This window comes from Enterococcus sp. AZ163 (assembly GCF_050498925.1).
GTDB lineage: Bacteria > Bacillota > Bacilli > Lactobacillales > Enterococcaceae > Enterococcus_A > Enterococcus_A ferrettii.
In genome coordinates this window covers 1-255 of record NZ_JBIPAO010000022.1, presented here as the reverse complement: position 1 = coordinate 255, position 255 = coordinate 1, and the positions used below count along the sequence as shown (strand labels likewise).

Sequence of the window (255 nt, the reverse complement as noted above, 5' to 3'; positions counted from 1 at the left end):
ATGCTTAGACTTGCACTGTCACTGTTACTAATGCTTGTACTGATTGAGCTTGAGTCACTTAGTGACGTGCTTACACTTGTGCTTTCGCTATCACTATTGCTTGTACTATCGGACCTTGAATCACTAATCGAGGTACTCAAGCTTTCACTGTCACTATTACTGATGCTGGTGCTGGTTGAACTAGAATCACTGATTGATGTGCTAGTGCTTGTACTGTCACTTGTACTTACTGACGTACTTCCACTGTAGCTGCCC

General features: G+C 43.1%; 1 protein-coding gene. It reads right to left on the bottom strand.

What is annotated here, in order from left to right:
• The coding region (locus IGI46_RS25915) for a hypothetical protein (protein WP_429974629.1) at positions 1–255 on the bottom strand (255 nt) is incomplete at both ends.